Origin of the sequence: Paenibacillus sp. HWE-109 (assembly GCF_022163125.1) — a bacterium.
Taxonomy (GTDB): Bacteria; Bacillota; Bacilli; order Paenibacillales; family NBRC-103111; genus Paenibacillus_E.
The window spans coordinates 703,819-728,661 of sequence record NZ_CP091881.1 but is presented as its reverse complement, the minus strand read 5'-3'; the positions used below and the strand labels follow the sequence as shown (position 1 = coordinate 728,661).

The window sequence follows — 24,843 nt, the reverse complement described above, 5'->3', positions numbered from 1 at the left end:
CTCCATCGCAGCCAAAATATAAAGCGCTTACTTTACTCTATCACGCCGATTTCTTCGTTCATACACATTCGATTTGACAAAACATATCTTCAATTTACTATCTTTCCGCATACGTCAATTATTGATATATTTACTTCAAATAATTTATGCTGTCTGAAAATCGAGATGCTTCCGCGGCCAAGCGATTTTTCAAGAAAGCGCTAACTTCACCACATAATCAATCGCCGCGCGTGATTACCGTAGATAAAAATCCTGCTTATCCTACCGCGGTTCAGCAATTGAAGGACGATAAGGTAATGAAACAAGAAACACTACTACGACAACAGAAATATCTTAACAATATTATTGAACAAGATCATCGATTCATAAAGAAAGTCATAAAACCAATGCTGGGTTTCAAGTCTTTTGTAACTGCAGAACACACAATCGCGGGAATCGAAGTCATGCATTTGATAAGGAAAGGGCAGGTCGAATACAATCATTCGTCTGCCCTCACTGCAGTTGAATTTATCAATAAATTGTTTGGATTGACAGCATAAGCAAACTAAAATCGCGGATATTTTTGATCAGTTTTATTTGTTGCACCAGAACCCTTATTTGGATTCTCACCAAGACCCCAAGGAAAAGGGGACGTATGAGGAATTTGACCTCATTTTGGCTGCTCTCATGAGGGATGCGTTCTATAGTGATTTTGCCATCGGTGAAAGAAATCTTAACCACTATATCGAAGCGCAGGTTCATGGTGATATTTCTCTTGAAGAAGACGTAAAGATGCTTGTTGCCGATCCATCATTTAAGGGCAGGACGAATCTTAGAACATATATGTTTAAAGTATTCAGTCGATCTTTACTGGCACATGGGATTTACACTTTTGGTTGATGAGGTTCCTATGAATTTTAGAGGTCCTTCGATGCCTTCACTAGCCAAAAGAATTGCGCAAAGTGATTTTATTGATGTAAATATGATTGGCTCCGCAGCTATGGACTTGAAACGAAATCCAAGTAATTGGAGCGATAGAGGAACCTACAAAGAAGTTCTGCAAGAATTAAAATTACTCTGGCATGTTTTAGTGAGATATGGAAAGCCAATGGAAAAGTGAACAAAGTCATATGTGAAATCTGATAAGATTGAGGCTGATGCCATAGATTCTTTAAATGACAGTGAATATTCAACTTTTTTATCTCTGCACGAATTAAAACTATCAATTGAAATTCCATCTATTTCATTAATACATTCATCAGCCTTTTTCCTTATTACATCGAGCATTTACTTAAGAAAAAGCAACCAATCCACCTGGGGCTGGTTGCCTTTTACAAGTTGTTATTGAACTATAGGTACCCGTTAGTTCAATCGGGACCACCTATAAACTCCGTTAGATTTACGACAGAAGGAGCAGTTTGCCGCGGCAAACTGCCACAAGATTAGTTCAACTTATATAGATATTTTCGACCTGATCAAACGCTTCTTAGGCGAAGGACCTTCGCCTAAAGCAAAAGCAGCCCCTTTCGCTCCAAATGATGGAAAGCCCGAATGGAAGCTTGCTCATATATTCACCGTCAAAAGTCCAGGATCGATTTAGCCTTCAAATAGTTGTGTGTACTCAGCCGTCATAAATTTGTAAAACGGTAATGACTGTACAGCGCTTTGAACAACCTCCAGGCTGTCACCGGCAAAAATACCCCAAATATCCATCATCGTATGGGACAAATATAACGTTTCGAGTATTCCTTGTTCCTTAAGTTCAGCAACTCGCGCTCGCTCCGCCGGCAACAGCTTCGCTATTTCTTCCTTCGGAGTAGCAGGGTCAATTTTCAAATAAACGATAAAACGCATAGTTTGTTTGCCTCCTAAACGCAATTATATTGTTTGTACATACAAACTGTATAAGATTAAATTACAGAAGTCAAATTCAGGCTCTACCTATGTGGAGGCATTCATTACGCTCACCGCGCAGCTGAGCATAAATCTGTGTAGTAGATGCTTTTTCATGCCCAAGTATGCCCTGAATAAATTCTAACGGTACACCGTTATCTAGCAATTGACAGGCTTATGTGTGACGGAATCGATGAGGATATACATTAGCATTAATTCCCCCGCGTTTTGACAGCTTTTTTAATGACCAACGTATTGTTGGAATCGTCAATCGTCGGGGTCGGATTCGTTTCGGTAACAAACAATGCTTTACAAGTATCCCCACGGCTCTCTAAATATCTTTTTAACCAAACCTTACACTCGGTAGTAAAATACACCTCTCTTTGTTTAGAACCCTTACCATTCACAATTGCTGAACAGTTCTCCCAATTAACATCTTCAATGTTTATTTTCTGAACATCTCCAACGCGGCAGCCTGTGCAGTACAGAAACTCCAACAGAGCATGTTCCCGATGAGAATGACAGGTAATCTTAAGATGAATAACATCCTCCTCAACTAGGAATTTCGGAATACGTTTGTCCATCTTAGGCTCTCTCAGCTTGAGAGAAGGATTCCTTGTCATATGACCTTCTTCAAATGCAAAGCGAAAAAGGGAGCGTATAAATACAAATAACAATATCTAAAAACAAAGGTCACTTCATTTTGCTGATTGGTACTTTAAAAAGTATTATTAAACCTACTGTTGCAATGACAGACAACCCATATGCCAATAATGGCTTTTTGTAATGGAGTCGAACCATAGAATAGAGTGCGATATTAAACAATGCACTCCACCAAATATTCCATCCATGATGGTGTGAAAACTCCCCAATTCTTTGAGCCACCCACTCCAAGAATGACCATAAGAATACCCAGAAGGTAACCCATAGATACTGTTTAATTCGTTTAGTTGGATATCGCCCTAAATACACGAGCATTACGCATGGGTATATAATAAACATTACTATAAGACTGATTATCGTATGATTTGGCAGAAGTGTTGTATTAGGTTCGTATTCCCACAGAGAGTAATTATATGTAAGAAAATTATAAACTAAATCAAATGTAATCAAATATAATATGGATGATTGATATTTCGCCCAGTTCCGCCAATCACCCCAACGCCAACACGCAATAAAATATAATAAACACAACATAATGATAAACATTCAGTATTAACACCTTCTAGATAGATAGTTCTAATACTATTTACTCACATTTCCATAATTATTTATTGTAAAAAAAAGATAAAAAGACATTTCTCATTACAAAGAAATGCTCTATAACTTTAAGCTATAATTCCTCAAGCTTGTTCTTAAGCCATTCGTACTGTGTCAGCAACAACTTTAGCTCCATTTTAGCCAACTCAGAACCTTGCCTGATGCCAACAGAACAGCCGGCTGCTGCCTTCAGATTCTGTATTCGACCTAGACCTAGACCAAGCCCGCGCTTTGCAGCTTCTCTTAACTGTGCGATAACTTTTGCGTCCTAATGTCATTCTTTGTTGGGGAATTGTCATCTAATTCTTTACTTTTCTTTACGTGTAGTGGGTTCACTACGCCGTATTTTACTTGCTCATCTTTAAGAAAATGGGCTAGGTTTAGCCAGTAGTGACCCGTTGGTTCCATACCAACTATGACGTCCTTGAACCCTTGCTCATTCGCAATCTTCCTAAACCAACTCACAAATAATTCAAAGCCTTCTCGATTGTTTTCAAACGTAAGTAGCTTCCCGAACTCGACTCCGCGGAAGTCTTGGGCTCTCGCCACATGTCTAAATTTTGCGATGTCGACTCCGATAATTAAGGCTGTACTCGTAAATCCTCACTTAGTCAAAAAAATAAAGAAAACCGCGAAATGACAAGTCTTTAAAATCTTAACTTGCAAAGGTGCATTGGAGACTCTTAGGTTGTTCCCTCTCCCCGCCGATCTATCTAGACTAGAAACTAACGATGTGATTGCGGGATGGAAAAAGTCCATGAAACGACACTCTGGTGTCCGTAGAGCTAAGTTGCTCATCGATCTTGCCAAAAAGAGCGTTGGGTCTACCCAGGCAACATATGCTTACAAACTCCATCTTGAGCATCTTCTTGAGGAGTATGACTTAGCAAACACACAGCTGCAGAGAATCGAAACTGAGGCCAAAGCCGTACTTGAACGAATCCCCTATGCAAGCAAAATCCTTGCCATTTAGCATAAGTGCAATTGCTTTAGCGGGTGTTTCAGGGGAGTCAGGTGCTCTCAGTGGTTATCTCTACGGAAACACACTTCTGCGTCACGCAGGCCTTAATCTGACCGAGGCAAGCTCTGGGAAATGGAAGGGCCAGATGACCCTCAGTAAACGAGGACGACCACGCCTGCGACACTTCCTCTACCTAATAACGATGTGTATGGTTATGACTAACAAAGAACTCAAGGCTTTGCATCAACATAAACCCCTTAGATAGATGTGACGAAGGAATGAGAGGGCTTAGGCTCGCCACGACATGGGAGCGAAAATCGCTAAGGGCCATGTGGAGAATACTTGCAGTATATGGAAATAATCAGGTGAGGATACCCCTCCTCTATTCCCACACGCCTTCTAACGGGTCCACATAACAAATCCTGACTCTCTTCATTTTTCTATCGAACCCAATAGGAATGAAATCCTGCGAATACACGAGCTTACGTGAGGTAATTAAATCATATCGAGGGAGTTAACAAAGAGCGCTCGAATTGATTCTGAACGCCTCAAATTTCACGTGCGGCTTATAGGCATCTGCTGTCGTTTACTCTTCGAACACGCCTTTTACCTTTCAATGAGATAATGTCTATGAATTCGAGTCGTTTAGCACAATGTCCCTAAATTTGTGCATTTTCTCACGACACAAAAGTCGGGATAAAAAAACAACAAAGCTTGATTTCTCAAGCTTTGTTGCGAACAGTTATGTTCCCACTTTTGCATTTGCCTATGTCTAACACAACACAATTTGAATTGTGTTGTATTGAAAACAATGGGTGCCTATGGCAAAAATATTTGATCATTGACTTAACAAATCCCCTGCGTTATATTGTATATACACGACATGCACAATATAACGAGGAGGCATTTCATGCTGGCTTTAGACATTCGAAATCTGAACAAGAGATACCCAAAGTTTCAGTTAAAAGATGTATCGTTCCAACTGGAGAAAGGTTACATTATGGGATTTATCGGCGCCAATGGCGCGGGAAAAACAACCGCCATCAAATCGATCTTGAATATGATTCATATTGATAGCGGTGAGGTTCGTATTCTAGGAAAGAACATGGCTGAACACGAGATCGAATTGAAACAGGAGATCGGATGGGTATTCGGCGGCATCGATTTTTATACTCGAAGCAAAATCAAAACGTTGACCGAAGTGATTAAGAAGTTCTATAAGCAATGGGACGATGAGACCTATTTCAACTATCTAAGAAGATTCAAATTGGACGAGAACAAAAAAATCGCCGAATTGTCGACGGGAATGAAAGTCAAGTACAGTTTGGCTATTGCTTTATCCTATGGTGCAAAGCTCCTCATCCTCGACGAACCGACAAGCGGGCTCGATCCGGTCGCGCGAGACGATCTGTTAGAAATTTTTCAAGATCTCGTTGCAGATGGCGAGATCAGCATTCTTTTCTCCACTCACATTACCTCCGATTTGGAGAAATGCGCGGATTTCATAACCTTCATCGATAACGGTCATATCATTCAAAGTTCCGAGAAGGAACAATTTATTGAGTCCTATCGCTTGCTGAATGGGGAGGAAAGCCAATTAAATCAGGTGAAAGATCGGCTGATCTCCTACAAGGTAAATTCCTTCGGTTTTACGGGATTGATCCTTGCCAGCGACTTCGATCCCACTTCCGGTTTGAAAGTAACCACACCGAGTCTCGAGGAAATTATGATTTATTTTGCGAAGAAGGAGGAGCTGTATGTATAACTTGGTGATGAAAGATTTTAAATTGGGTGTACATCCTTCGATTTTAATCATGCCTTTTTTAATGGGAGCATTGATGCTTGTTCCCGGCTGGCTTTATTTTATTGTCCTTCTGTATTTCTGCTGGATTACGATCCCGAATATGTTTGCCGTATTTAAATCCCAGAACGATTTGACATTTACGACGATGCTGCCCGTAACCAAACAGGACATCGTGAAAGCAAGAGTGTCCGTGATTGTCATTCTGGAGTTATTGTATCTTGTCGTTGCCATGATCTACGGTATGATAAATATTCGTATATTCCCGCATACGATCTATTATTTCTTCGCGCCACATATGGGATTCTGGGGACTCTGTTTTGTTATGTTTGCGATCTTCAACATGATCTTTTTCCCCATGTATTACAAGACCGCGTATAAAACGGGCGGGGCGATTTCAGCTTCCGTCGGGGCTGCTATGCTTTTTGCCGGAATTGCGCAGTGGGTCGGAATCCAGAGTTCGTTTGTGTCCGACATTTTCAACGGTACTGGGGCTGACAATACGGCGATTCAAATAACCATTCTGATCGCAGGAATCGTGATTTTCCTAGCATTCACTCTGATCGGCTATCGAATGGCGGTCAAAAGGTTTCTCAAAGTGGAAATCTTATGAACGTAGCGATTGCGAACGCATCTGAAAAACCAATTTATCAGCAGTTGTTCGAACAAATCAGTGCCCAAATTCTGAAAGGTGAGTTGGAAAGCGGCTATTGTCTACCGCCCATTCGACAAGCCGCCCAGGAACTTCGTATTAGTGTCATCACTGTAAAGAAAGCTTGGGAAGAACTCGAGCGATGCAGCTTGATCAATACCGTAACGGGCAAAGGGTGTTTTGTTGCCGAATTCACATCCGATGAAATGCTGCAAATACGCAACGAAATGATCTTGAAGCAAATGGTTAGCGACACTTCATACTACAAATCATTTGGCCTCACCCTAGATGAAGTTATTGAACTGTTGAAAAAGATTTATTAACAGCTTCTCAAAGGTGTGCTTTTTCATTCATAAAGGAGTTGAATAGTCATGAAAGCTTTAAGTAGAATATTTCTCATCGGAGCGTTGCTGATTAGTGTAGGAGTCGTGTGGGCGTTTACGATGAATGCCATCGGAACGAAAGAGTGGATTTTGTTACTGTTAGGAACTGTATTAGGTATCATAGCTGGGATGGTTCAAGCACGGGTTATATTTCTCAATAAACGAGGGCAAATCGGATCGGGCAAGATGAAACTCTGGATAGTTGGAACACTCATCGTGTTTGTTGCTCTGAAAGTCACAATAAACATATCGATTCCTTCGTATATAGCTACGAGTGAGAGCGGCATTTACCTGTCGATTGTTTTAGCCATTGGAGGCCTTCTACTCGGACGTTCTTATTACTCTCACCTCCGGTGATAGAACGGAAAGCTTTGGTGATGGGAGCCTGGATTATCGGCCTTTAATTTCCGAAAATTGGCTGCTGTTCCTTCAGCAGCCAAAAATATTTCCATTTCGGACTATCGGAATCCATGAACAAGAAAAACGGCATGGCCTTGACCTGTTCGGAATCGTACTGTGTCTTCAATAATGCCAAGTGCAAGAACCGTGTTGTTTTTGTCCTCAAGAACCTCAACAGGACTGCCTTTCACAATAGGAAGCATGACTGTCGCCAAACAACCAGCAGGTATGCGGCACTCGAGCAGCAATCCCGTATTCGTTTTTCGCCAGCCGACATGAACCTTTCCGTGCGGTGTTATAACACCTGCCTCTGCAAATGAAAGATTCCCGGGCACGAAGGGGCGAATGCCAATATGCCGGAACCCGGGGGCTTCCGAACGTATGCCGACGACATACTCGGCAAGCAATCGAGCCGGATAGGCATGCCAAGCGTGGCAATGGGACTCTTTATCCTCCATCCCTTCCCACACTGTGCGGTACCCTTGGGCTACCATATACCCCCAACTTGGAAACCTATCGGTATCTATCATTTGATATGCAGCTTGCCCTGCTCCATTCTCAAACATAATGCGCATAAGATTGAGCGTAAGAACTGTTTTGCATGTCCACTCACCAGACGTAACTTGTTGCAGCAATGCATTTCTGTCTGAACTGGGCACAATCCCGTATTCGATAGCAAGTACATTCGTACCTTGACTGCTCTGATCGGAACCATAGCTGTCCCTGAAGCAGCTGCGATCGGAATCAAATAAATGCTTCATAATCCCCGCTTTTACAATTCCAGCTTGCTCTATTGACCAATCGACTTGATCCGTCTGCCCCATAATTAACGACATCTTCTCGGCAAGCATAAGCATGTGGTAAAACTTGAGATTTTGCACGGTCAGATACGGACCGGATTCGTCGATCACCGGGTAAGGCCAATCGCTGATATGCCAGCCTTCTCCTTTTGGTATCAACCCGGTTTCATCGATTGCCGCCGCATAATGCCGCAGCATCTTCATAGCAAACGGCAAGTATTGAGCCAGAATCGCCCGGTCTCCATAATAGTCGAATAGTTTCCACAGTAGACTGCAGTAATGCAAGTCCCACTCCGGTATTTTCAACGCAAATTCCGTGTTTCTGACATTTGCAGGAAACACAAAGGGAAACGTCCCATCATCTTCCTGCGCATCGGCAAAGTCCGAGAGCGTCTTCTCTATTAGAGAACGAGCTTGGAAATTATAAAGCAGCGTCTCCGCCTGCAGGTCGGTGTCAGCGAGATACTGGGCCTGTTCCCGATGAGGGCAATCGACGAGTTGACCAAGCATGTTGTTTTTTTGCGTTTGCATGCAGGCGTCGTATATTTGGTTGATTAACTCGCTGGAAGTTCGGAAAGCTCCTTCGCTGCTGAGATCTGTATGTGCGCTGCAAATTGCAATTTGCTCTTGCGTTATTAAATCAGGGTAGCCTGTCACTTCCACGTACCGGAAAGCTTTGTATGAAAAGCAGGGAGACCATCCCTCATAGGTGTCTCCCCGCATCGTATATTCATCGTAGTAATGATCTGAAGTTTCGTTGCAAACGTTCCGACCGACTCTACCTCGGTTATCCAGATTTTCGGAGTAGCGGAAACGAACTTTCGTGCCTGCGATTCCCGGAAGATGGATCGTCGGCCAGCCTGAGACGATTTTCCCTGTATCGAACACTTGCAGACCGTTCTTCTGTAGGCCTACGGCAGTTGGCACGATGATTTCTTCGACGGCCCCTTCCGGCACACGCTGCAGCTTAAGCTGCCATCCGGCGGTATCGGCCTTGGATCTAACAACTTGAACGCATTGATCAGACGGATAGCCAGGATGCATCCACCCCGCTTCCCAGTTCCTGGCGTCATATCGCTCGATAGCGGAAATGCGCCGCTGCTGCTGATACCGTGTCCCTTCACGGTGCGGTATGATTCGCAGCGCCTGCCATGTTTCGTCGGTAATGACTTCCAACCTGCGGCCATCCGCATAGAGCACATGCAAATGCAGATAAAACCCAGGCAGCCCGTTAACGTAATTTTGCCCGCTGCCGCCCAAATAATGAGCGACCGAAGCCAAACAATTGCTTCCTCGGCGAAGCAATTCGCGCAAGTCATACTCGAGAACGTATTTCGACTTCCACGGATCGGATGGAACGGGAGAACCATAGCCCCCAACCTTAACCCCATTAACAAAAAAGTGAAAATAATGGTGCGCCGATACGCAGGCGCGCGCTTCGATCACTTCTCCATCGAGCTCCACTTCCTTGCGCAGATAAGCAAAACTGTTCGTTCGTATGCGCTTGGAATCCCATATCCACTGTGCTCTGCTTGCAGCAAGTATATTCTCCCATTCAGGTCTACTCAGTTTGATCACCTGCTTCATCCTGGAATAATAAAGTCTCGATTGCGTCGGCGAGTTCTGCGTGGAACTTTCGATCCGGATGGTTCAATCCATTCGTTAATCGCTCGTGGATGTCAATGCCTTCCCGTTCCATCTGCTCCCACATCGCATACACATCCAGAAACGGGATTTGATTCGTTTCTGCGAACACCCGCAGCGATCTGGCATAAGCTTCCAAGACACCCTCATGGGCAGCTTTCAGGAAATCCGCCACATAGACCTTATAGCCATCGGGAATATAGCGGTTATCGTGTTTCATCGCCATACTTGGCGTCATCAGCAGTACCTCCGCATTGGTTTCCTTGCGAATACAATCCACTAGATCTTGAATGGAATCTATATATCGGCCAAGCCCCTCCATGCCTTGATGCATATCATTAAGTCCAAATTTGATCGTGACCAGATCAGGCTGGTACAGCAGCACATCTCTTTCCCAGCGCTTTCGCGATTCATGTGCCGTATCTCCGCCTACACCCGAGTTGATGACGTTGATGACAGTGCCAGGGTAGCGGTGCTCAATCCGCTTCTTCACAAGGTTGTGATACACCGATTCATATTCAAACGCCCCCGCTTCCATGATGCCTTGCGTCACACTGTCTCCTAGGGCGACATAAACAACGGCTCGTTCGCCCATATCGTCCCTTTTTGCTTTCAATCTGCTTCTAAATCTGGCGAATGGTTTCAAATCCATCTCCCTCCCGTTTCTTCCAATCCAGAACGATGCCAAGAAAAGGCTCCTTTTTACCAAGGATAAGGTTCCATGCGTCTGAAGCCCGATCCGCAGGGAAACGATGGGTAATAAGCTCCCTTGTTTGGAACCACCCCTGATGTATGGCATCCAGTGTTTCGCGCATACGTGGTGTAGTCCATCCCGCCGGCGCGTGCAAGGTGATTTCCCGATGACGCAGCAGTTGGATATCGATGTGTCCCGAACGACCGTAAAAACCAGCCGAAACCATATGCCCATTAGGCTTCATCAGCGGCAGCAACTGAAGAAACGTATTCATATCTCCAACTGTATCAACCACAATGGCAACATATGGCGGAATCTGGCCATTTGCCGACTCAGCCGACTGTACTTGCAGACAATGACAGCCGGGCGGCATGTGCTTCAACCGGTCTTGATGTCGGCCTAGAACAATAACCTGAGCACCCCGGTGCATCAGCGTTTGAGCCGTCCAGTTGCCGACCAGACCATCGCCGATCACGACAGCGATGTCTCCTGGAACTACAGGAGGACGCATACCGCAGTTATAACCAACCTGTGCGAGCACAAGTCCTGCATAAGCCTCAGCCTGTTCCCCTTCGGGCAGCAGCCATACCTGATTCGCCTTCGTTACGGCAGGACTAACATGGCCTCCATAGGGATCAAACATATCCTCAACGCGGCTAATGGTCGCAAACACACGGTCGCCTACCCGCACCCCCGCTACTTTGGCGCCGATCTGCGTAACGACCCCAGTCTTCTGATACCCAGCTACAATCGGGAAAGGCTCCGCTTCCCCTTCCTGATAGGGGGTATCTCCGCCAAGCCGCTCTCCACGCAAAAAAGAAGACTCCGTCCCGTTGCTGATCCATGAATATTCTACATCGATCACGACGTCATCATCGCCAGGCTCTGGTATCTGAACTTCCTCAAACGAAACCTTCCAGCGCTCTTTGAATACGACAGCGTATCCCTTCAAGCTACCACTCCTTCCCTGGGTAAAAGTAAACTTTGATCGCCTCTTGATTGTTAAGCAGATGAATGGCTTGATCATACTGGCTCAAAGGAAGACAATGCGTTTGAATGCATGCCGTATTCAAGCCTTTGTGAGCTACAGCGTCAATGAGCAACTCCCTGTCCCGGGCTGTAAAGGGACGGTATTGGTAAGCCTCCAGCCTCATTCCTTTCAGCCATAATCGCTCCTCGAACTGTACCGTACCACGCAGTACACCGAAAATAACGACATGCTCGTCGACTTGGCGAAGAAGGTTGTTCACCGACTGAGCTAGACCGACACAATCATATCCATAGTCGAAGCGCCGGTCGCCCAGTTTATCGACGTGTTGGACTTCACCAATCTTTAGCTGGCGGACATATTCGATACGCTTCTCATTGACATCCAGGCCAACCACTTCGGACGCGCCCCAGATGGCCGCGAGCTGCATCGCCAGAATGCCGGCAGGTCCCAACCCGGAGATAACCACACGTTTGCCGCGCATATCTGCAAATTGCGACATGCCGATCATGACGCACTTCACCAGCTCGAACGATACCGCTTGCTCAAAGGTAACCTGATCGGGCAACCGAAGCAGTTCGTGTTCCTTGTAGCACATATACTCCATGTAGGACCCGGTGTGAGGAATATGCTCTAAGGCAGCAACGCGGTCGCCGACCGCAAAGCCGCTAACATCGCTGCCTATCGCATGTACGAAACCAGCCGTCTCATGTCCGGGAAAACCAGGCGGCAGCGGATATTCCGGAGACCGCGAGTAATCAAACATGTCCTTGCCAGCCATCATATTGATATCCCAGCGAGGACACGTCGATACGATTTCGATTTTAACCAGAATTTCGTTGTTTTTCACTTCAGGTATAGCCTGTTCAATAATCCGGTATTGCCCGGCTCTCGTAATTTGCAGTGCTTTCATTTTGCAAGATCCTCTCCCTTTTATCCCTTAATTGAGCCGGCGGCTACTCCTTTAATCATGAACTTTTGCAGCATCAAAAAGAAGATAAGCAGCGGCGTAACCGACAGCGCGAGTCCCGGAAACAGCAGCGACCAGTTGGTGATGTGTTCTCCGACGAACGTATACAATTCAATCGTAATTGTTCGATGATGTTGTTCATTCAAAAACAAGAGCGGAACGATGAAATCGTTCCAGACGCTAAGGGAAGTCAGCACCGCAACCGTTGCGGTGACAGGCTTCATCAGCGGAAATATTGTCGTCCAGAACGAACGGAATATCGAGCAGCCGTCAATCATGGCCGCTTCTTCCAGTTCCCTCGGGGTAGACTTCAAAAATCCGGTGTACAAAAACACGGTAAAAGGCAAATTCAAAGCGATATAAATCAAGATGGCGCCGTGATAGGTATTCACCAGATGCAAGAGAGAAACAAGCTTATACAGCGGTACCATAGCCGATTGGAATGGAAGCATGATGCCGCAAATGAAAAGCATATAAAAGAAGAAATAAACTTTTTCCGTTCTTCTGGCAAGCGGATAGGCCGCCGAAGCACCCAGAATGATCAATAGGGCAATGGAACAGGCGGTAATTAACAGCGTGTTGGCGAATACCGTTGGAAAATGCATTTTGTTCCACACCTGGATGTAGTTATGAGGATTCAGTTGTGTTGGAAAACTTAGCGGGGCGCTCGCCATCTCTTCGTCGGACTTGAAGGTCGTAGCGAAAATGAAGTAAATGGGATAAGCAAAAATCAGCGCGATGACAGCAGTGACGACTTCCACCCCGTACATGAGCAAAGAACGTTTTCGTTGTGCCATTTAGAACGCCACCTCCCGCCGGCGCAGTATAGCCAATTGCAACAAGGATATCCCCATAATAATCGCGAAGATGACGACCCCGATCGCTGTGCCATAACCGAAGCTGTCGCTGCCGAATGCGGTGCTGAACATCAGCGTCGACATTGTCTCCGTCGCATGGTATGGACCTCCTTTTGTCGTCACATATACAATATCAAACGCTTTTAAAGTTCCAATTGTCGACAAAACGATATTTATCGTCATCGCCGGTGCCAAGAGTGGAAACGTAATATGCCAGAATTGATGTCGTTTCCCCGCTCCATCCATACCGGCCGACTCATACAGGTCCTTCGGAATCGTTTGCAGATTGGCCAAGTAAATTACCATGGAATAGCCGGTATATTGCCAAATGACGATGCCAACAATGCTGATCAGCGCAATCTGTGGATCGCCAAGCCAGCTCTGCGTCCAGGCGTCAAGCCCGAACTGCCGCAAAAGAGTGTTCAAAACCCCTTGGTTCGGCTCGTAAATATACAGCCACGTATAGCCTACAACTAGCGGACTTAACACAGCTGGGGAGAAGAAAATAACCCTCAGCAGGTTGCGGCTGCGGATCCCCGCATCCAATACGATGGCCAATGGGATGGCCATCGCATTTTGCAGAATCACAACCAGAACTGCGAACTTCAACGTGTTTTGAAGCGCTGCCAAGAAAGCTTTGTCCGACAGCAAATCGCTATAATTTCGCAGACCGACAAAACTCATCGTTTGATTAATCCCATTCCAATTCGTGAAACTATAATAAAGGCTGCTCAGAACAGGGCCGAGGAAGAGGACACCATACACGAGTACAGCCGGTGCAAGAAAACAAGCTAAGGCAAGGTGGAGCTTATGCCGATAATTGAGGCTCCTCATTCTCCATATCCCACCTTCTCTTTATTTTTGGTTCTTAGCTGCTTTATCGAGCGCATCGTCCATATTTTTCAGCATTTGTTCAGGCGTTAACGCTTTCAAATAGACGCCCTGTGCGGATTTCATCATTTCGTTGTTAATAGCTGAACTCTGGTCCCAGTCCGGAAATCGTTGGCTTTTGCCTGCTGCAAGCGTATCTGCAATCAGGTCAAAGACGGGATCGACATCCCCTTTCTTACCCTGCAAGGTGAGAAAGGCGCCTTGACTTTTTGTCCACGCCGTCAACGTTTCTTCTTTGGCCCAATAAGCCATGTATCGTTTGGCGGCATCCGCATTTGCTGTTTTCGCGTTGACGACCCAAGTGGTTCCTGTCGATGCGGAGACAGTGAGAGGTTCTCCCTTTTTATTGGCCGGCATCGCGAACATGCCGAATTTCAGATTCGGGTTCTTGCTCTTAATGCCGCCAACCGACCAGGATCCATCGATGTACATCGCCGATTTTTCCTGGGCAAAATCTTGCTGCGCCTGCTCAAGGCTCACACCAGTGCTCTTCGGCGTCACGTATCCTTTATCAGCCAAGCTGTACCAATTACGCACGGTTTCATCCCATACTCCAGCAAATTTCACCTGTCCAGCGTTCAATTTGGCGTCGAAATCGGCCTCTTTGCCGTAAACCATCGTAGCGGACATCTCGAGCAGCGCAGCCAGCGTCATCCAGCCGTCGTTATTGCCGATCGCGATCGGATTCACGCCCGAGGCTTTGATTTTCTCGCATGCGGCAAGGAATTCTTCCCAGTTCTTTGGTGGTTGAATCGTCAATTTCTCAAAAATGGCTTTGTTATAATAAACGCCAAGCAAAACCATATCATTCGGAATGCCATAAACTTTGGAGTCTGCACTTGCTTCAACAATCGTTGATTTGGTAAATGTTTGTATCCATGGCTCGCTACTGAGATCTTTCAAATAACCCGCTTTGGCATACTTGACAACTTCTGAACCCGGATGCAGCATGATGACGTCCGACGCGTCTCCGGCCGCAAGCCTCGTTTTGATATAATCTGAAAATTGCCCGCCAGGCATGCCTTCGTATGTCACTTTAATATCGGGGTTCTCCTTCATGAACTTGTCATTAATTTCGGGAATCGCCCCCAGCTCCGAACCGGATTTGAAACCGGATACTTTAAGTTCCGTCACTTTTTTGGGCGGATCAGCAGGTTTAACAGATGCTTCAATTTTGGGCGTGACAGTCGCTCCAGGCGCGGCTGCTTCCTTCTGCCCTCCGCAGCCGCTTGCCAGCGTGGCTAGAGCGAACAGAGAAGCAAGTAAAACAGGCATTGACTTTTTCATAGATAAGACCTCCATTTAGTTTATATTTCAGTTACGAGACTATCATAGCTCAAATAAAAGCGCTCTCAAATGAGAAGGAATACGTATTTCTTCCACTTTTTTCGGATACTTTCAAACTGACCTGTCGCGATATTCAGTGGGCGTCATGCCATAGATCCGTCTAAATAGTGTGCTGAAATATTTGGCGCTTGTGTAGCCTACGCGTTCTGCGATTTCATAGGTTTTGAGATTCGTTTCCCGCAGCATTTGTTTAGCTGCCTTCATTCTCGTCATGGTCAAATAATCGATAAAATTGTCGCCAGTCACCTGTTTGAACAGCTCACTGATGTAATTGGTATTCATGTACACCAGTTGCGCAAGCGCTTCCAGTTTTAACTCAGAATCATGATAATGCTCGTTGATATAAGCTTTGACGGTTTCGATTACTCTTCTTGTTTCCGTCCTCTGCTCCGTGGGATCCGTCTCGAGCTTATCTGCGAACTGCTCCAACATAACGGCAAACGGCTCGAAGGAAACTGACTGCTGCGGCGTAAATGCGCTCGCCAACCACCCGGCATCACGCCGCATCCTTAGACTCAACTTCGTATCCACGTGGTTCAGGACACGACTGAAAACTAATGAAAAAAAATAATGCAGCTGCATGGCCAAAGCCGTAGCACGTGCATGCGAGGGATTCCTCAAATCGCTCGCCCATTGTCGAAACAGCAATTGAGCTAAGCCTGTATCGTTGGTTTCGATGGCGATGATCAACTGCGATTCGGCATCGCTAATTGGGCTGTTGTCCCATTCGGCCTCTTTCAGCAGGCGTCCCCCGCCTTCGTCTTGAACACGCTGAGCTAATCTGCTGTCGATCTGGCGCAAGGCTGCGACCAGTTCATCGCGGTCTAACGGTTTCAGCAAGTAATCGACAACCTCATAACGCAAGGCGCTCTGGGCATAAGCGAATTTATCATGTCCAGTCAAAATCATTTTATAAATATGCGGGTAACACTCGAATACATATTTAGCCAGATCCAACCCGCTCATCCCTGGCATCGAAATGTCGATGATGATCAGATCGGGCTGCAGATTGTTCAGCATTTGCACCGCCTGCTCACTATCCTCCACGCTGGAAATTACTTTCCAGTTCGGCGACAGCCGTTCGATAATGAGCCCCAAGCCTTGGCGAATCGTTTCTTCGTCATCAACGATCATCAGTGTCGGCATAATCCTCATCACTCCAATTCTCCATGTCGTGTAACATCAGTTCAACACTTGTTCCCGTTCCCAGCGTACTGCGGAGCGTTAAACCATATGCGTCACCGAAATAAATTCGAATGCGGTTATGGACATTCGTCAAGCCGATATGAGAAGTCTCCACCGAAGTTTCCGTCAACAGCTTGCTCTGAATATGACGCAGCTTCTCCACATCGATGCCAATGCCATCATCGGTGACACGCACTCGAATATACGGCCCATCTCTCCACCCCTCAATTCGTATACACCCGAGGCCCTTATGTGGAGCAAGCCCGTGAACAAACGCATTTTCCACAAGCGGTTGGATGATCCAGGGCAATGTCTTGGCATTTAACAGTTCTTCCTCGATAGCAATATGCGTTTCCAATTTGGGATACCGCATTTTTTGCAGTTTCATATAAACCCGGATGAATTCCAACTCTTGCGCAAACGAAATCATCTCTGAACTTTGATTAACAGACATGCGAAACAATTTACCCAGCAATGAAATCATATCCGCAACTTCGTAATCGCCGTTGACTTCCGCCTTCATATTAATCGATTCCAGCGTATTATATAGAAAATGTGGATTGATTTGGCTTTGCAGTGCCTTAAAGTCAGCTTCCTTCTTCAAGATGTTCATGGTCAATTCGTTATAAACCAGCTCGTTTATCTTCTGGACCATGACATTGAAGCTGTGTCCGACTTGCCCGATTTCATCGTTGGCTGGCGACCGGTACTGCACTTTATAGTCGCCTTCTTCCACCTTGCGCATTAAAACTCTGATTTTTTTGAGCGGCTTCATCATGCTCGAGGTCAAAACGGCCGAAATGGCGATCGAGATCAACAGCGTAATCCCCGCCAATGTCCACAGCAAATTGAGCAAAATATTCGAATCCTGCGTCAGTTCCCGGATCGGAACGAGACCGACAATTTTCCAACCGGAGAATGAAGAAGTCACATAATTGACCATTATCCATTCTCCATTCACATTCGTAATGAACGAATCCTGCTGATTAGGCAAACGCAGGGTGAAATTTCCGGTCATCTGTTCCGTCACAGGATGATAGATCATGCGACCTTCCTTATCCGTTATGAACAATTGCCCTTTCTGCCCATGCTCCACCTGCTGCAAGATATCAGCTAATCCTTGGATGCTGACATCGATTAACAGCACGCCGAAAGATTCATGTTTATTAACGTCAATCAGACTGCGGCCATATGAAAAGACGTAGGGGGCAGGCTTCGTATGATTCCGGATCTGATGACTGGGGATAAGCAAGCCCTTCCCGTCTGCTGCAAGCACTTTGTCGTACCAGGGATCCCGGGTGAAGTTGCTGTAATCTACGTTAGGCCCCGATCCGTACTGCGAAAAAATGCTGCTGTCCTTAAATAAATATGCGCCCATGATATCCTTCAAAGAAGAGCGCATCAATATTTTCATTGCTTTATCGAGGGAGACTTTCTCTTGGAACTCGCTAGCGGAACCTAAATCTTTATTGCGGCTTGACATGGTCTCCAAATTATCCTCCAGATAAATGGACAGCGAGATGCGATCCAACTCTTCCAAGTAGTTGTCTACATTTCTTCCGATTTGTCCCAGAAGTTGAAGATCGAAATCAGCTACCTTTTTTTTCAAATTTTCATTGTACCTCTGAAAGCCAAGCAGTGTCACAACGACAACCGGCAGCAGGATCATCAGCGTGTATAAGACGTTTAACTTTTTCACCATGCTCCAATCTCGAAAAGCTCGCCATACACTCCGTTTTTTCATCAGCGTTCTCCTCATTTCATCTATGGGCATCGTGGTGATTTAAATGTAAAACAATACCATGGAGTCATCAATCACCTTACGTAAAAAAGAGAATTTTTCCGAAGATTACAGTCTATGATCCTTGATCTTGTATGTATATAATGAGGTTTGTAAAGCGCTTACAATATTTTCGTAAGAAAATGCAGAGGAGTTGATAGAACCTAGTTCCAGCTTTGATATCGATTATAGGAGGTAACGAGATGAAGATGAATAAAACAAAGTTTCGTAGATCACTCTTGTCACTTATTTGTGCTTTTGCAGCTATTACGAATAGTATGACAGCGGCAGCTGCCGGAACAGGCAGTTTTGAAATCGGTTCTTTCATTCAGCCAGAAATCAATCCGGTTGACCGCAACACCAATGCCAACTGGGCCAATATTGCCGCAGCAGGAATTGATACCGTGGCTGTCCATGGTCTGGGTGGGGCTTACAGCAGCACGTTGAACAAGACGGATAACGAATCAGGCATCGCGAACAGCAGTTCGAACAATGTCAAACTTCTGGTCACCGATTCAGGCGTTTATGGTCACCCCAGCTATACAGCAGCAGATTATGCGGCGCTGAACTCGGTTTTGACCCCTTATGTGAATGATGCCAGGGTATCAGGTATTAGTTTGATGGACGAACCCCAACAATTTCAATTTGAGGGCTTTGCGAATACCTACAAGTATATCCAATCGCTTAAACCGAGTTGGCAGACCTATATGAACTTCTATGATATTGGCTATTCTATACCTGGCAAATTAGCCTTATCCAATTCCAAAGCGAATGACAACGGCTCCTACGTGAGTTCCACAAATTCTATTGGTCAAACTTTCAAGATTCCGGCTAATGTAACGTATTTAGATGGCATCGAAATGCTGATTGACAGCAACCAGTGGTCCCCGAGTGAATCCCTGACCCTGAAAGTGTGGAACAATACCGCTAAGACGACGTTGCTTGGACAGGCAGCGCTGAGCGGACCCATTAAGCCTTCAGTAGGCTATAATTACCCCTATTTTTCGGTCCATACATCTGTAACGCCTGGCACAACCTACTATATGGAATTGACTCACAATGGTGGAGGCGATAACAGCGTTGGCTGGGTGGTCCGATCTACAACCGATGCATATACAGACGGTTCCGGGTATGAAGCCGGCGTTGCCAAACCCTATGATTTCTTCTTTCGAGCATACACCACTCGTACGAATATAGGGACTGCTTTTGAAAATCAGTGGGATGACTGGCTTACTATGAGCGGCGCAGATTATATCCTTCATGATTCGTATCCGTTCAAGGCAGGGAATGGTGTTCCCTATGATAATCCAGATTTTTTTTCTGCTTCTGAAATCGTACGTGATCGCGGCTTGGCCCATGATGTGCCTTATGGAGGATTTCTGCAAAGCATTCATATTAAAAATCCTGATACCGGTTTAGACACCTACCGTGATCCTAATATGAACATGTTACGCTGGAATGTGTATTCTTATTTGACGTACGGCTACAAAAAAATGTATTGGTTTTCCTATTGGCGGCCAAGAGATAACAACTATGAGGCCTATTCGGATACACCTGTGAATCTTGACGGTACCAAACTGATCAAATATGCACAGATTCAAACTTTGGATGCCGAAATGAAAAACTTGAGCGGAACTTTAAAAAATCTGACTTCCAGGAAAGTGTACCATACCGGTTCATCCATTCCTTCCGGTACAACAGCTCTTCCCTCCACCTTCTTCGTGAAGCCATCTGATTTGACGCAGCCTATGATTATTGGGCATTTTACAAATCCAAGCGGACGCTCGTACATCATGCTCACAAATAGGGACTATAACAATAGCAGATCGCTGGACTTCAACTTCAGTTCCAAGCCGTCCGCTCTGTCTGAAATCTCAAAAACAACCGGAACCGAGGGTTCGCTGGTTCAAGGGACTTACAACGCGACAACCGGCGTTCTCAATATGACGCTTCTTCCGGGCGAAGGCCGATTAATCGCTCTGCCGACAGGGTTCCAACCCTATACCAATCTGGCAGCCAATGCGACTGTAACCGCAACAAGTTCCTATGAAATCACACGCGACGGCTTTGCCCTGAACCGGATCAACGACGATTTGAGAAATTCGGCCAACCGTTCGTATGGCTGGTCCAGCAGCAGCAATACTTCGGCCAATCATACCGAATCGGTTACATTCGATTTAGGTGCAAGTAAAACGGTCAGCGAAGTAGACCTGTACCCGCGCAACGATACGCCAGGGCATATCGGAACCGGGTTCCCGCTCAATTTCACAATCCAAGTAGCAGCAAATGCGGCAGGCCCTTGGACGACCGTCACGACAAAGACCAGCTACGCGCTCAGCGGGAATTACGTCCAGCCCTTCACGTTTAGTCCGCAGACTGCCAGATATGTGAAGGTGGAAGGAACAAATCTGAGACAAATTACGGATGAATCTGGCCAACCTTACCGCATGCAGTTGGCGGAAGTCGAGATTTACGGTTCGAATCAACCGCAGCCGAACCTGTTGGCAAATCCCGATTTTCAGACGGGGCTGCTTGGACCATGGTCGACAGAGTGGCATCCTAATAATGGCGGTGTCGAGGTTAATTATCCACATGATACGATGAATGACGCTTACCTCTGGCCAACAACATCAGGCGATGTTGCCCTATACCAAACGTTTACCGCTCCTACTACGAAAAGCTATACGCTTACTGCCTACTGCTCTACTAATATCACTAATAGCAATGTACGCTTAGGTGTGGATGTTGGGTCAGCGCTAGTCGAACAAAAGACGATAAGTCCTAACATCGGTTATGCTCCCTATACGATTACGTTCAATGCTGCTGCTGGACAGACCGTTAAGCTCTGGTATTACGGCAATGCGGCAGGCGGCTGGGCTACGATCGATGATGTTATGTTGAATTAACACGCATATAAAAATAAACGATAAAAAGGTCGCCTCGTTGGTTTAGAGGCGATCTTTTCTATAGTACTTTTGCAGTTCTTACGCAATGAGACTCCTCGGGTGAAGAACAGGAGCCCGAACGTGCGTCAGTCCTGAACCCTATTTCCTCTTAAAAATCTTGGTATAAAAAATAAAGGATATATGAACAAATATAAATTAGGCAACCACCATGACAAGCTATAGTCATCTCTAATAATCCAAAATGAAATTGCTTGTAGTCCAGAGCAGAACGTCAGAGCAAGCGAAATGAGAACTAATACTCTCCAATTGGGGTTGTTTCTTTTGAATAAATATATACTCGTTAGGCCTGTCACCGAAATCATTAAATCTAAAGGCAGAAATGACCAGTTCCAGGCCATCAATATTGGGTTGTTATAGTCTTTAAATAGTGCTTCATCAGGTATGAAATGAATAACCGTAATTGCCCAATATAAAATGAATCCTATGTCTGTTACGAGGAAAAACCATTTGAGACTTTTCATTTTCTTTTCCCTCTCCACTTACCAAATTAGTACTAATTCACTGGACAGTGATAAGTTCTTGCGAACTCAGTATGCTTTCCCGTTTTCCACAAGCATGGTAGAAAGCGTTGCGATCCCGTTGGAAATCTGCTGTTCTGTAACATTTCCGAATCCCATGATCAGCCGATCCTCATACCTTCCCTTGACAATAGTAAACCTTTCAGCTGGATAGATCCTAATTTTCCGCTCCTCTAGTAAAGCAATCAAACGGGTGTCGAATTGATATCCCGGAAAATCGGCAACCAAATGCAGTCCCGCTGCATCCCCCGATATTTGAACGTTACTTCCGAATGCTTGCATCAAGTTAGCGATCATCCTGTTTCTTCTTTTGCCATATATACGTTTCATTCGATAGATATGACGTTCCAGATAACGTTCCGCCATGAACCGAGCAAGAATGATTTGCGGCATAGTCGGACAATGAAAGTCTGTCATATGCTTTAGATGAATGAGCGGTTCTACCAACTCCCAAGGAACAACCATGTAACCAAGTCGTAAAGCCGGAAACAAGTTTTTACTGAAGGTACCGAGATAAATCACTCTCTCGGAATCAAGTTCTGTTAGTGCACGAACAGGCATTCCGTTATAGCGAAAATCACTGTCATAATCGTCTTCTATAACATAACAACTTGCTTGGCGAGCATATTCCAGCAATTGAATTCGTCGTTCAATGGACATAATGCTGCCAAAAGGAAACTGGTGCGAAGGCGTTACGAATATGAATTTAGGTTTCGCATGGCTTGGAATATCTTTGATACGCAGACCAAACCGATCGACGGGAACTGGTATGATTCTAGCGCCGGACGATGCGAAAATGTCATAAATGAACGATCCTGTCGGATCCTCTGTGACCAATTCATCGCCGGAAGTCAAAAATAACTTGCAAAGTATAGAGATGGCTTGGGTAGCTCCAGTCGTGATGATCACTTGCGTTGGTAAACAGTTGATTCCTTTTGTATGTAACAAACTGCATATGTGATTACGTAAATCTAAATTACCGGCAGGATCATCATAGCCAAAGTCCAAAAGATGGATGTTATCATACACATAAAGAGCTGATTTCTTCCAGTTTTGGCGCGGAACGAATTCAAGAGCCGGTAAGCTCGGGCGGAAATCGACGCCATCGAAACGGTAACTGTTAGTGTTCGAACGATTTGTAGAAATTTCATCGGTGCGGTTAAGCAGAGTACAAAGGAATTGTCCCCCCTTCCCCAAGTCAGTGACATAAGTCCCCGAGCCCTGGCGTCCTTCCAAGTAACCTTCAGAAATCAATTGCTCGTATACTTCTACAATAAGCGACCGGGAAACTCCGAGTTCCTTTGCCAGATCTCTGGTTGATGGGAGACGCGTTCCGGCTGTATCAATGCCTTGAAGTATCCGTTCCCTAAGGAGAGAGTAAATTTGCTTTGTTTTAAAAGATTCGGGAATGAATGACATGGATAGTTCCTCCTCACACCACCAATTGGTATGCTAAATAGGGCAAAGAAGTGGTTCTGTTTTCGGCCAATTCAACATGATAAGATGACTCAATAAAGACGAAGGAAGGGAAATATCCATGTACACTCCGAAAGCCTTTGAAATGAATGATCTATCCACTATAGTCAAGTTTATTAGAGAGCATAGTTTCGGAATCTTATTCTCTCAACATGGGAAAGAACCCTTTGCAACCCATTTGCCTTTCTTACTAGATGAGCATAAATACGAACAAGGTGTCCTTATTAGTCATATGGCGAAAGCCAATCCCCACTGGAAAGATCTGGACAATAAAGAGGTCCTCGTTGTTTTCTCGGGTCCACATGCTTATATTTCTCCATCATGGTACGAGGAGCCCAACCACGCACCTACTTGGAATTATATATCTGTACATGTGTACGGGAAATTTCGCAGAATCGAAAATTCGGACCAAATAAAAGAAATAATCAGCAATACCGTTCAGTATTATGAATCACCGCTCCCTGATCCTTGGACCGTCAATTATGACAATAAGTTTATAAATGGATTGATGAACGGGTTAATTGCCTTCGAAATCAAGATCGATAAGCTTGAAGGAACATGCAAGTTAAGTCAAAATCATTCAACACTGAAACAAAAACGTCTTGTTCGTGGTTTAAAATCCTTTAATCAAAATGACTCATACGAAATCGGAAGGATAATTGAAAAAAGGTTAACACAGGGAGATATCTTGGAGTAGTGTATTCAACGATATGGTTCTCTAAGTCCTTGCTAGGGATAACCCTATTCTAATCCCTAACGTTAGCGTTAGGGTCAAGCAAAAAATGATAACCAATACTCCAATTCACTTTCTAATCGACTCCTAAAAAGAAAAAGCCCTGCAATTATCTGAAATAATTGTGGGGCTTTCACCTTATTTTCATTTATGGAGGTGTACTCAGAGTTGTTGGGGGATTTTTCACTAAATGCCTAAATTCGCATGCAGGCGGGGCCTGTCTGTTAGATTTCCTCTGGACGACTTGATTGCTATAGTGATCTCCCCACACATGCATGGAGAACAAGATAGGCTCCAATGTTTTGCCAAACTCCGTCAACGAATATTCGACCTTTGGCGGAATTTCTCGAAAGATTTCACGATTCACGATGCCATCGGCCTCTAACTCCCTCAACTGCAAGGTCAAAATTCTTTGTGTAATAGAAGGGAGCTCTCGTTTAATTTCATTGAACCTTCTTGGTTTCTCCAACAAGAAAGTTAAAATAATCCCTTTCCATTTTCCGCCGATTACATCAAGCGTAACTTCAATAGGGCAGCTGTAAGGTATGACCCCATTTCCCATCCCTTTTCCCTCCTAGTAGTACCATTTCTGATACTATAGCACATATATGTGCGTTCTTGTATTTTATGCTAGTTATATCTATATTTGAATCGAAGCTTCCCGGG

At 45.1% G+C, this 24,843-nt stretch carries 23 protein-coding genes and 3 pseudogenes; 9 read left to right on the top strand and 17 right to left on the bottom strand.

The annotated features are described in order from the left end of the window. The first annotated feature begins 146 nt into the window (after positions 1 to 146). A complete protein-coding gene (locus LOZ80_RS03170; protein ID WP_443147006.1) occupies positions 147 to 539 on the top strand; it encodes a DDE-type integrase/transposase/recombinase in 393 nt (130 codons plus the stop codon). A 55-nt stretch (positions 540 to 594) separates the two neighbouring features. Beyond that, positions 595 to 1,099: pseudogene (locus tag LOZ80_RS03165) on the top strand (DUF3626 domain-containing protein); the annotation flags it as partial. 476 nt (positions 1,100 to 1,575) lie between these two features. Here LOZ80_RS03165 and LOZ80_RS03160 read toward each other — a convergent pair. The 5 genes and pseudogenes from LOZ80_RS03160 to LOZ80_RS03145 all read right to left on the bottom strand — a co-directional run. Continuing rightward, positions 1,576 to 1,833, bottom strand: a complete 258-nt coding sequence (locus tag LOZ80_RS03160; protein ID WP_010503554.1) for a muconolactone Delta-isomerase family protein — start codon at positions 1,831 to 1,833, stop codon at positions 1,576 to 1,578. A gap of 76 nt (positions 1,834 to 1,909) precedes the next feature. After that, positions 1,910 to 2,038 (bottom strand): tyrosine-type recombinase/integrase, encoded by a 129-nt coding sequence (locus tag LOZ80_RS03155; protein ID WP_238170061.1) that lies wholly within the window; start codon positions 2,036 to 2,038, stop codon positions 1,910 to 1,912. 46 nt (positions 2,039 to 2,084) lie between these two features. Then, the gene (locus LOZ80_RS03150; RefSeq protein ID WP_238170060.1) at positions 2,085 to 2,456 is read right to left on the bottom strand and encodes a tyrosine-type recombinase/integrase; all 372 of its coding nucleotides are present in this window, start codon (positions 2,454 to 2,456) and stop codon (positions 2,085 to 2,087) included. Between the two features lie 109 nt (positions 2,457 to 2,565). Further along, the gene (locus LOZ80_RS39355; RefSeq protein ID WP_373291387.1) at positions 2,566 to 3,069 is read right to left on the bottom strand and encodes a CBO0543 family protein; all 504 of its coding nucleotides are present in this window, start codon (positions 3,067 to 3,069) and stop codon (positions 2,566 to 2,568) included. Between the two features lie 307 nt (positions 3,070 to 3,376). Then, positions 3,377 to 3,714, bottom strand: a pseudogene (locus tag LOZ80_RS03145) (IS110 family transposase); the annotation flags it as partial. Between the two features lie 58 nt (positions 3,715 to 3,772). On the opposite strand from LOZ80_RS03145, the pseudogene LOZ80_RS39350 reads away from it, so the two are divergent. From LOZ80_RS39350 to LOZ80_RS03120, 5 genes and pseudogenes are all read left to right on the top strand, one after another. Continuing rightward, positions 3,773 to 4,343, top strand: a pseudogene (locus LOZ80_RS39350) (transposase); the annotation flags it as partial. Positions 4,344 to 5,003: 660 nt separating this feature from the next. Beyond that, entirely contained in the window at positions 5,004 to 5,858 is an 855-nt protein-coding gene (locus LOZ80_RS03135; RefSeq protein WP_238170059.1) for an ABC transporter ATP-binding protein, read from the top strand. Beyond that, entirely contained in the window at positions 5,851 to 6,507 is a 657-nt protein-coding gene (locus LOZ80_RS03130; protein ID WP_238170058.1) for an ABC-2 transporter permease, read from the top strand. The genes LOZ80_RS03135 and LOZ80_RS03130 overlap by 8 nt, the downstream gene beginning before the upstream one ends. Further along, positions 6,504 to 6,869, top strand: coding sequence for a GntR family transcriptional regulator (locus LOZ80_RS03125; protein ID WP_238170057.1), 366 nt, complete (start codon positions 6,504 to 6,506; stop codon positions 6,867 to 6,869). The genes LOZ80_RS03130 and LOZ80_RS03125 overlap by 4 nt, the downstream gene beginning before the upstream one ends. A 48-nt stretch (positions 6,870 to 6,917) precedes the next feature. After that, the gene (locus LOZ80_RS03120) at positions 6,918 to 7,286 is read left to right on the top strand and encodes a hypothetical protein (protein ID WP_238170056.1); all 369 of its coding nucleotides are present in this window, start codon (positions 6,918 to 6,920) and stop codon (positions 7,284 to 7,286) included. 101 nt (positions 7,287 to 7,387) lie between these two features. Here the strand turns inward: LOZ80_RS03120 and LOZ80_RS03115 are convergent, their stop codons facing one another. The 9 genes from LOZ80_RS03115 to LOZ80_RS03075 all read right to left on the bottom strand — a co-directional run bounded on the left by LOZ80_RS03115 (position 7,388) and on the right by LOZ80_RS03075 (position 18,448). Next, complete coding sequence (locus LOZ80_RS03115; RefSeq protein WP_238170055.1) at positions 7,388 to 9,706, bottom strand: alpha-L-rhamnosidase; 2,319 nt, start codon at positions 9,704 to 9,706, stop codon at positions 7,388 to 7,390. Then, positions 9,690 to 10,418 (bottom strand): GDSL-type esterase/lipase family protein, encoded by a 729-nt coding sequence (locus LOZ80_RS03110; protein ID WP_238170054.1) that lies wholly within the window; start codon positions 10,416 to 10,418, stop codon positions 9,690 to 9,692. The genes LOZ80_RS03115 and LOZ80_RS03110 overlap by 17 nt, the downstream gene beginning before the upstream one ends. Beyond that, positions 10,396 to 11,418 (bottom strand): alcohol dehydrogenase catalytic domain-containing protein, encoded by a 1,023-nt coding sequence (locus LOZ80_RS03105; protein ID WP_238170053.1) that lies wholly within the window; start codon positions 11,416 to 11,418, stop codon positions 10,396 to 10,398. The genes LOZ80_RS03110 and LOZ80_RS03105 overlap by 23 nt, the downstream gene beginning before the upstream one ends. Position 11,419: 1 nt before the next feature. Continuing rightward, positions 11,420 to 12,367 (bottom strand): zinc-dependent alcohol dehydrogenase, encoded by a 948-nt coding sequence (locus LOZ80_RS03100; RefSeq protein ID WP_238170052.1) that lies wholly within the window; start codon positions 12,365 to 12,367, stop codon positions 11,420 to 11,422. 20 nt (positions 12,368 to 12,387) lie between these two features. Then, positions 12,388 to 13,221: a carbohydrate ABC transporter permease gene (locus tag LOZ80_RS03095; protein WP_238170051.1), complete on the bottom strand. Its 834-nt coding sequence runs from the start codon at positions 13,219 to 13,221 to the stop codon at positions 12,388 to 12,390. Next, entirely contained in the window at positions 13,222 to 14,115 is an 894-nt protein-coding gene (locus LOZ80_RS03090; RefSeq protein ID WP_238170050.1) for a carbohydrate ABC transporter permease, read from the bottom strand. A gap of 21 nt (positions 14,116 to 14,136) precedes the next feature. Then, positions 14,137 to 15,459 carry an ABC transporter substrate-binding protein gene (locus tag LOZ80_RS03085; RefSeq protein WP_238170049.1) on the bottom strand — a complete coding sequence of 441 codons (1,323 nt, stop codon included), beginning with the start codon at positions 15,457 to 15,459 and terminating at the stop codon, positions 14,137 to 14,139. Positions 15,460 to 15,570: 111 nt separating this feature from the next. After that, positions 15,571 to 16,674 (bottom strand): response regulator transcription factor, encoded by a 1,104-nt coding sequence (locus tag LOZ80_RS03080; protein ID WP_238170048.1) that lies wholly within the window; start codon positions 16,672 to 16,674, stop codon positions 15,571 to 15,573. Next, complete coding sequence (locus LOZ80_RS03075) at positions 16,643 to 18,448, bottom strand: cache domain-containing sensor histidine kinase (protein WP_238170047.1); 1,806 nt, start codon at positions 18,446 to 18,448, stop codon at positions 16,643 to 16,645. Before LOZ80_RS03075 ends, LOZ80_RS03080 begins: the two co-directional genes overlap by 32 nt. Before the next feature lie 239 nt (positions 18,449 to 18,687). Between LOZ80_RS03075 and LOZ80_RS03070 the strand changes: the two genes are divergently transcribed. Then, positions 18,688 to 21,390, top strand: a complete 2,703-nt coding sequence (locus LOZ80_RS03070) for a discoidin domain-containing protein (RefSeq protein ID WP_238170046.1) — start codon at positions 18,688 to 18,690, stop codon at positions 21,388 to 21,390. 125 nt (positions 21,391 to 21,515) lie between these two features. Here LOZ80_RS03070 and LOZ80_RS03065 read toward each other — a convergent pair whose 3' ends face one another. Together LOZ80_RS03065 and pdxR are read right to left on the bottom strand one after the other, a co-directional pair. After that, positions 21,516 to 21,911 (bottom strand): DUF5360 family protein, encoded by a 396-nt coding sequence (locus LOZ80_RS03065; RefSeq protein ID WP_238170045.1) that lies wholly within the window; start codon positions 21,909 to 21,911, stop codon positions 21,516 to 21,518. Between the two features lie 66 nt (positions 21,912 to 21,977). Further along, a complete protein-coding gene (gene pdxR, locus LOZ80_RS03060) occupies positions 21,978 to 23,387 on the bottom strand; it encodes a MocR-like pyridoxine biosynthesis transcription factor PdxR (protein WP_238170044.1) in 1,410 nt (469 codons plus the stop codon). Between the two features lie 118 nt (positions 23,388 to 23,505). Between pdxR and LOZ80_RS03055 the strand changes: the two genes are divergently transcribed. Beyond that, the gene (locus LOZ80_RS03055) at positions 23,506 to 24,141 is read left to right on the top strand and encodes an FMN-binding negative transcriptional regulator (protein ID WP_238170043.1); all 636 of its coding nucleotides are present in this window, start codon (positions 23,506 to 23,508) and stop codon (positions 24,139 to 24,141) included. Between the two features lie 184 nt (positions 24,142 to 24,325). Here the strand turns inward: LOZ80_RS03055 and LOZ80_RS03050 are convergent, their stop codons facing one another. Continuing rightward, a complete protein-coding gene (locus LOZ80_RS03050; RefSeq protein ID WP_238170042.1) occupies positions 24,326 to 24,739 on the bottom strand; it encodes a winged helix-turn-helix transcriptional regulator in 414 nt (137 codons plus the stop codon). Between the last annotated feature and the right edge of the window lie 104 nt (positions 24,740 to 24,843).

Bases quoted from the DNA above. Each gene is read 5' to 3' on its own strand.
- LOZ80_RS03130 (WP_238170058.1), top strand. From the start codon at position 5,851: ATGTATAACTTGGTGATGAAAGATTTTAAATTGGGTGTACATCCTTCG.
- LOZ80_RS03170 (WP_443147006.1), top strand. From the start codon at position 147: ATGCTGTCTGAAAATCGAGATGCTTCCGCGGCCAAGCGATTTTTCAAG.
- LOZ80_RS03135 (WP_238170059.1), top strand. From the start codon at position 5,004: ATGCTGGCTTTAGACATTCGAAATCTGAACAAGAGATACCCAAAGTTT.
- LOZ80_RS03150 (WP_238170060.1), bottom strand. From the start codon at position 2,456: ATGGACAAACGTATTCCGAAATTCCTAGTTGAGGAGGATGTTATTCAT.
- LOZ80_RS03050 (WP_238170042.1), bottom strand. From the start codon at position 24,739: ATGGGAAATGGGGTCATACCTTACAGCTGCCCTATTGAAGTTACGCTT.
- LOZ80_RS03090 (WP_238170050.1), bottom strand. From the start codon at position 14,115: ATGAGGAGCCTCAATTATCGGCATAAGCTCCACCTTGCCTTAGCTTGT.
- LOZ80_RS03065 (WP_238170045.1), bottom strand. From the start codon at position 21,911: ATGAAAAGTCTCAAATGGTTTTTCCTCGTAACAGACATAGGATTCATT.
- LOZ80_RS03070 (WP_238170046.1), top strand. From the start codon at position 18,688: ATGAAGATGAATAAAACAAAGTTTCGTAGATCACTCTTGTCACTTATT.
- LOZ80_RS03080 (WP_238170048.1), bottom strand. From the start codon at position 16,674: ATGAGGATTATGCCGACACTGATGATCGTTGATGACGAAGAAACGATT.
- LOZ80_RS03055 (WP_238170043.1), top strand. From the start codon at position 23,506: ATGTACACTCCGAAAGCCTTTGAAATGAATGATCTATCCACTATAGTC.
- LOZ80_RS03160 (WP_010503554.1), bottom strand. From the start codon at position 1,833: ATGCGTTTTATCGTTTATTTGAAAATTGACCCTGCTACTCCGAAGGAA.
- LOZ80_RS03120 (WP_238170056.1), top strand. From the start codon at position 6,918: ATGAAAGCTTTAAGTAGAATATTTCTCATCGGAGCGTTGCTGATTAGT.
- LOZ80_RS03125 (WP_238170057.1), top strand. From the start codon at position 6,504: ATGAACGTAGCGATTGCGAACGCATCTGAAAAACCAATTTATCAGCAG.
- LOZ80_RS03075 (WP_238170047.1), bottom strand. From the start codon at position 18,448: ATGAAAAAACGGAGTGTATGGCGAGCTTTTCGAGATTGGAGCATGGTG.
- LOZ80_RS03100 (WP_238170052.1), bottom strand. From the start codon at position 12,367: ATGAAAGCACTGCAAATTACGAGAGCCGGGCAATACCGGATTATTGAA.
- LOZ80_RS03085 (WP_238170049.1), bottom strand. From the start codon at position 15,459: ATGAAAAAGTCAATGCCTGTTTTACTTGCTTCTCTGTTCGCTCTAGCC.
- pdxR (WP_238170044.1), bottom strand. From the start codon at position 23,387: ATGTCATTCATTCCCGAATCTTTTAAAACAAAGCAAATTTACTCTCTC.
- LOZ80_RS39355 (WP_373291387.1), bottom strand. From the start codon at position 3,069: ATGTTGTGTTTATTATATTTTATTGCGTGTTGGCGTTGGGGTGATTGG.
- LOZ80_RS03095 (WP_238170051.1), bottom strand. From the start codon at position 13,221: ATGGCACAACGAAAACGTTCTTTGCTCATGTACGGGGTGGAAGTCGTC.